We start from the raw sequence: 6,000 nt of genomic DNA, 5'->3' as shown, positions 1-6,000 counted from the left end.
AGTTTAAATAACATATATTTACTCCATGAGTAACAAAATACAGTTCGTTTAGAGGTTTTTAGACGAACTGACGTTGGCAGAAATTTTACCAAAAATCGTAGAATTAAGAAAAATTAAAACGAATGAAAAAAGTTATATTATTATCGCTATTATTGAGCGTTCCATTTTGTTTCTCTCAAAATAAAGTTGAAGCAGAAAAATTAGTTGAGGAAGGAATTCCTTATCACGACAAAGGAGATTTTGAAGGTGCAATAAATAAATATGACAAAGCATTAGAATTAGATAAAAATAATGTTTTAGCATTAACAGAAAAAGCTTTTTCACTTTTGTCGTTAAAAGAATATGATAAAACAATAACAATATGTAAATCACTTATTGAATCAAATCCAAACGATACAAAACTTAAAACAGTCTATGTTACCTATGGAAACGCGCTTGACGGTCAAAATAAAACTGACAAGTCTATTGAAATCTATACTGAAGGTATTAGTAAATTTCCCGATTATTATCAGTTATACTATAATAAAGGAGTTACTTACGCAAGCGTTAAAAAGAATGACGAAGCAATTATATGTTTTCAGAACGCACTTTTACAAAATCCTAAACATTCAAGTTCAAATAATGGACTTGGTAGACTTGAAAAAGCTAAAGGAAACAGAATTCCAGCAATTTTATCTTTTTGCAGATTTTTAATTATTGAACCTCAAACAAATCGGTCTAAAGAAAATCTCGCAAGTTTAAAAGAATTGTTAATGCAAGGTGTCAAAAAAACAGGTGAAAATGCAATAAGTTTAAGTATCGATCCAAAAGACTTAGATTCTGATGACAAAAGAGAAAAAACAAAAGAGAATAATTTTAATTCAACTAATATGATTTTGTCAATGACTTCTGCTTTAGATTTTGACGATAAAAATAAAGATAAAACAGAAATAGAAAACTTTATCAGAAAAATGGAAACTATTTGTGCTTCTTTATCTGAAACTAAAAAGACAAATTTTGGATTCTATTGGGAATATTTTGCACCATATTTTGTTGAGTTGAAAAAAAATAATTTATTGGAGCCATTTGCTTATATTGTTTTTGCATCATCGGAAGAAGAGTACATTAAAAATTGGATTAAAAATGATAAAACAGAATTAGACAAATTTTACAATTGGTCAAAAGAATATAAATGGAAAAACATCAAGTAGAAAATACTTCTGCCAACAGCTAGGGATTCGTTGCGTGCGCAGCACGAACAATGAAACCCGGGTTGAACGGAACCGATTGTACGTCCGTCAACACTATGGAGTTGTCGTAAAGATTTTAGAGAGAATTATAAAAGGCAAGCGAGACCCGATCGCGCGGATATCTGATTTTTCGGACAACTATAGCGCGGATTTGCAATCCGTGCCCACAAAGAGAATGATTCAGCAAGAAATTGTGCCCGTTTAGAGTGTGAAATAGAAGTGGTTTTATTAGAATTATTTCGATATTGTTTACGGGCACGGATTGCAAATCCGCGCTATCGAAGCTAAAAATTATCATCAAAACTGTCCAATTTGAACCGGAATGAGGTGTTCACTTTGCTCCGGAATCACCGGTCCAGTTTGACCCGGAATATCTATAAAGCAACTTTTGCCAGAACGAATTTTAATTGTAGTTTAAATCACAGGTATTTACTCAATGAGTAACAAAATACAGTTCGTTTAGAGATTTTTAGACGAACTGACGTTGGCAGTAATCTCAAAAAAATCCAGAAATCGAAAAAGAATAGTTTCCAATTTTGAATTTGATTATATTTGCAATTATGAATAAAAACCTTTACATAATTGCAGGTTGCAACGGAGCAGGGAAAACAACCGCTTCTTTTACTATTTTACCTGATATTTTAGACTGTAAAGAATTTGTAAATGCTGACGAAATAGCGAAAGGATTATCGCCATTTCAGCCCGAAAAAGTTTCATTTGAAGCTGGAAGAATAATGATAAAGAGAGTTAATGAACTTCTTGAAATTAATGAAAATTTTGCTTTTGAAACTACTTTAGCTACCAAAAGTTATAAGTCAAAAGTAATAAAAGCTCAGAGTAAAAATTATACTGTTACTTTACTTTTTTTTTGGTTGCAAAACGTAGATTTGGCAATTGAAAGAGTAAAAACACGAGTATTGGAAGGTGGACATAATATAGAGACAGAAGTTATTCGACGTAGATATAAAAACGGGATTAAAAACTTATTTGAAATTTATCTTTCAATAGTTGATGAAGTTATGATTTTTGATAATTCAGGAGGGAAACCTGAATTGATTGCTGAAAAAACTTTAGAAACAGAAATAAACATTTTAAATGAAATGAAATTCGATAAACTTAAAAAATATTACAATGAAAAAGCATAAAAGAACATTAAATCAAACCAAGATTTTAGAAGGAATGGATAAAGTTTATGAAAAACTAATCGAATTCAAAAAGAAAATGAATAGCGAATTGATAATATTGAAAGATAACCAAATCGTAAGACTAAAACCGTAAATATTTGCACTTCTGCCAGCAGCGAGGGTTTCGTTGCGTGCGCAGCACGAAAAATCAATTATAATCACCGAATACCAACAAAAATAAATTCAATGAGGTAAATCCGGGTTGAACAGCCTGTCCCGTTTTTACGGGAGAACCGATTGTACGTCCGTCAACGCTATGCTCTTATCGAAAAAAAATTAGAGAGAATTATAAGAGGCAAGCGAGCCTCTTTTTTTGTAGCGTGGTTTCAGCTTGTTTTTTTTCGTGTTTTCCATCACTTTTGAGCAGAAGTTCCCTTACCCATCCCGCTAATTAGCGGGACAGGAATTTGAACTTTGGCTACCGCCAAGATACCAAGCAGGTGGACCACGCTGGTCAAAGACTGCTATCCGGTGTAAATTTCCTGTTTTACAACACGGACACTTGGGTAAAAAAGGCTTCTTTTCTACTTTTTCTAACACCTTCACTTGCAGCTTTTCCTGCAAAAGCTTGAGCTTTTGACGCTTCCAAGTGCTGCTCAAAAAACCGTAATGCCTTATTTTTACAAACCGTTTGGGCAAAATATGCAATGAAAATCGGCGAATAAACTCTTTGTGCGTGAGTGTCATTTGTTTTTTAACACCCACCATACGATACTCTTTGTACTCAAAAGTCACGTTTTGCTGGTCAATGCTCTTAATTCGATGGTTGCTATTGGCAATTTTACGTGCCCCGTTAGAAACACAAATCCAAAAAAAATAGTAATCAAAAATGCATCGGGGTTTCTAATGGGGGTGAAATGTATCTTCCCAAATATTCCACCACTGACTTTGGACTTCCAAACGGTTTCTTAGCAAATACAACCCCGATCGCGCGGATATCTGATTTTTCGGACAACGATAGCGCGGATTTGCAATCCGTGCCCACAAAGAGAATGATTCAGCAAGAAATTGTGCCCGTTTAGAGTGTGAAATAGAAGTGGTTTTATTAGAATTATTTCGATATTGTTTACGGGCACGGATTGCAAATCCGCGCTATCGAAGCTAAAAATTATCATCAAAACTGTCCAGTTTGAACCGGAATGAGGTGTTCACTTTGCTCCGGATTTGTTCGTATTCAGTGCAATCTCCTAAAAAAGATGGCTTTATATTTTGGGACTCTAAAAACAATTTTTAACCCTTTTTACGGACTGTTATATTTTAATATTCATAAGCGAATTTTGCCAGAACGAATTTTAATTGTAGTTTAAATCACAGGTATTTACTCAATGAGTAACAAAATACAGTTCGTTTAGAGATTTTTAGACGAACTGACGTTGGCAGTCATACACACTTGCGACGGAAAAAATAGAAATCCCATTTCGGGAACTTTTTTTTATTATCTTTGAAAAAAATTAATACATTTGAGAGTAGTAGCTAAAAAAATATTTTGAGGTGTTCCGATAAATACTTATGATTTTTATGTATATTTAAAGTATGGAAAAATTTACAGGAGAAAGTATTTTAGAATTCACCGATAAGTTCAAAACGGATTTAGATTGTTTAGAATATTTGGCGGAAATAAAGTGGAAAGAAGGTTTTAAATGTGTTAAATGTAATCACACGAAATTCACTATTCGCAAAAAGAATTTTGCAAGAGATTGTAACGCTTGCCATCATATTGAAAGCCCGATTGTAGATACAATTTTTCACAGAGTTCGATTTGGTTTGAGAAAAGCATTTACAATTGTTTTTGAGATGAGCGCAACTACAAAAGGTTTCTCTACAAAACAACTTGCAAAACGATTAAAAATCAGTAGAACTACTGCCACTAATTTCATTAAAAAAGTTAGAATTAGTATGGCAAGTAGTACTTCACAGCCAATGATTGGTCAGGTTTTTGTCGATGAATTTGTTTTTGGCGGTAAAGAAGATCTCAAGCAAGGAAGGAGCAATAATTCAAAAAAAAAGAAGTTGATAATCGCTGTTGAAACAAATGACACTGGCGGAATCAAAAGAGTATATTTTGACCAACTTGAAGATTATTCGTGTAAAGAAATACGCAAAATATTTGATAAACATATTTCTAAATCTGCATCTATAAAAACTGACAAATGGACGGGTTATAATCCATTAAAAAAAGAGTTTGATTTGAAACAAATTAAAAGCGATAAAGGCAAGTCTTCAAAAGAATTGCATACTATAATTCATCAAGTAAAATCTTGGTTAAGAAGTACTTTTTCTTGGGTTCATAAAGAACATATTCAGAAGTATTTAGACGAGTTTAGTTATCGAATTAATAGGTCGATTTACAAGGAAAACATATTTGACCTACTGATAAATAGAATGATGAAAACTCAAAAGGTTTTATATCAAGATATTATAATAAGTAAATAAATGAACACCTCAAAAAATATTAAAAGACTTTTGGGAGATACATGGTGATTGTGAACAACAATTAAAATCATGGTTTCAAGAAGCAAGTACAGCTGAATGGAAAAACCCAAACGAAATAAAGTTAGATTATCCTAGTGCTAGTATTTTAAATGACAATAGAATAGTTTTCAATATTAAAGGAAATAATTACAGATTGATAGTTAAACTAACTTATGAATATCAAATGATTTGGATTCGATTTATTGGAACGCATGCAGAATATGACAAGATTAATGCAAATGAAATTTAAATATTATGGAAATTAAACCTATAAAAACAGAAAACGATTACAATCAAGCTTTACAAAGACTTGAAATAATCTTTGATGCAAAAAATGGCTCTCCTGAAGGAGACGAACTTGAGGTGCTCGGTATTTTAATTGACAAATATGAAAATGAAAAATTTCCTATCAGCTTACCAGACCCCATTGAAGCAATTAAATTTAGAATGGAGCAAATGGGTTACAACCAAAATGATTTAGCAAATATTATAGGTCTGAAAAGTCGTGCAAGCGAAATTTTAAACCGAAAAAGAAAGCTTTCTTTGGAAATGATAAGACAATTACACGAAAGGCTTCATATACCAACTGACGTTTTAATTCAAACTTATTAAAAGTACGACTGCCAACAGCTAGGGTTTCGTTGCGTGCGCAGCACCAACAATGAATTATAATCACCGAATCCAACAAAAATAAATTCAATGAGGTAAACCCGGGTTGAACAGCCTGTCCCGTTTTTACGGGAGAACCGATTGTACGTCCGTTAACACTATGGAGTTGTCGTAAAGTTTTTAGAGAGAATTACAAGAGGCAAGCGAGCCTCTTTTTTTGTAGCGTGGACATGCTAACTTTACCAGCATAAAAAGTTAAGAAACCAGGATACCAAATAAAGTCCCAAATAGAATCCCTATGCGACACATTTCTTAGTAAACGAAACGGATTTACGCTATATTCGGGAATTATTAGAGCGCAATAGTAGAAAAACTCACAACCAATGAAGTACCAAAAGCATTCAGCAAAAAAAAAGTCATTTTGATGATTTGTAATAAAAGATTATCTATACATTTGGAAAGGCTAGACTGTTCAGTAGCGATTACAGACGGGCTGCCAATACTTA

6 protein-coding genes and 1 pseudogene are annotated in these 6,000 nt (G+C 32.8%); 6 read left to right on the top strand and 1 reads right to left on the bottom strand.

What is annotated here, in order from left to right; all coding sequences use genetic code 11:
- The first annotated feature begins 122 nt into the window (after nt 1-122).
- The 3 genes from EKM03_RS03890 (at nt 123) to EKM03_RS15070 (ending at nt 2,507) form a co-directional block, all read left to right on the top strand.
- The gene (locus EKM03_RS03890) at nt 123-1,190 is read left to right on the top strand and encodes a tetratricopeptide repeat protein (protein WP_126576668.1); all 1,068 of its coding nucleotides are present in this window, start codon (nt 123-125) and stop codon (nt 1,188-1,190) included.
- A 599-nt stretch (nt 1,191-1,789) separates the two neighbouring features.
- Nucleotides 1,790-2,374: a zeta toxin family protein gene (locus tag EKM03_RS03885; RefSeq protein ID WP_197037222.1), complete on the top strand. Its 585-nt coding sequence runs from the start codon at nt 1,790-1,792 to the stop codon at nt 2,372-2,374.
- The gene (locus tag EKM03_RS15070; protein ID WP_197037221.1) at nt 2,361-2,507 is read left to right on the top strand and encodes a hypothetical protein; all 147 of its coding nucleotides are present in this window, start codon (nt 2,361-2,363) and stop codon (nt 2,505-2,507) included. The genes EKM03_RS03885 and EKM03_RS15070 overlap by 14 nt, the downstream gene beginning before the upstream one ends.
- 293 nt (nt 2,508-2,800) lie before the next feature.
- Here EKM03_RS15070 and EKM03_RS03880 read toward each other — a convergent pair.
- A pseudogene (locus EKM03_RS03880) lies at nt 2,801-3,335 on the bottom strand (transposase); the annotation flags it as partial.
- Between the two features lie 611 nt (nt 3,336-3,946).
- Between EKM03_RS03880 and EKM03_RS03875 the strand changes: the two are divergent.
- The 3 genes from EKM03_RS03875 to EKM03_RS03865 are packed head-to-tail and all read left to right on the top strand — an operon-like array spanning nt 3,947 to nt 5,497.
- Complete coding sequence (locus EKM03_RS03875; RefSeq protein WP_126739898.1) at nt 3,947-4,846, top strand: IS1595 family transposase; 900 nt, start codon at nt 3,947-3,949, stop codon at nt 4,844-4,846.
- A gap of 16 nt (nt 4,847-4,862) precedes the next feature.
- A complete protein-coding gene (locus EKM03_RS03870; protein ID WP_126739904.1) occupies nt 4,863-5,135 on the top strand; it encodes a type II toxin-antitoxin system HigB family toxin in 273 nt (90 codons plus the stop codon).
- Between the two features lie 5 nt (nt 5,136-5,140).
- The gene (locus tag EKM03_RS03865) at nt 5,141-5,497 is read left to right on the top strand and encodes a type II toxin-antitoxin system HigA family antitoxin (RefSeq protein ID WP_126456257.1); all 357 of its coding nucleotides are present in this window, start codon (nt 5,141-5,143) and stop codon (nt 5,495-5,497) included.
- Nucleotides 5,498-6,000 lie beyond the last annotated feature (503 nt).

Origin of the sequence: Flavobacterium sp. GSP6 (assembly GCF_003984855.1) — a bacterium.
In the GTDB taxonomy this organism is placed as follows: domain Bacteria; phylum Bacteroidota; class Bacteroidia; order Flavobacteriales; family Flavobacteriaceae; genus Flavobacterium.
The sequence above is the reverse complement of the archived record's forward strand: the minus strand, read 5'-3'. Positions and strand labels throughout refer to the sequence as shown.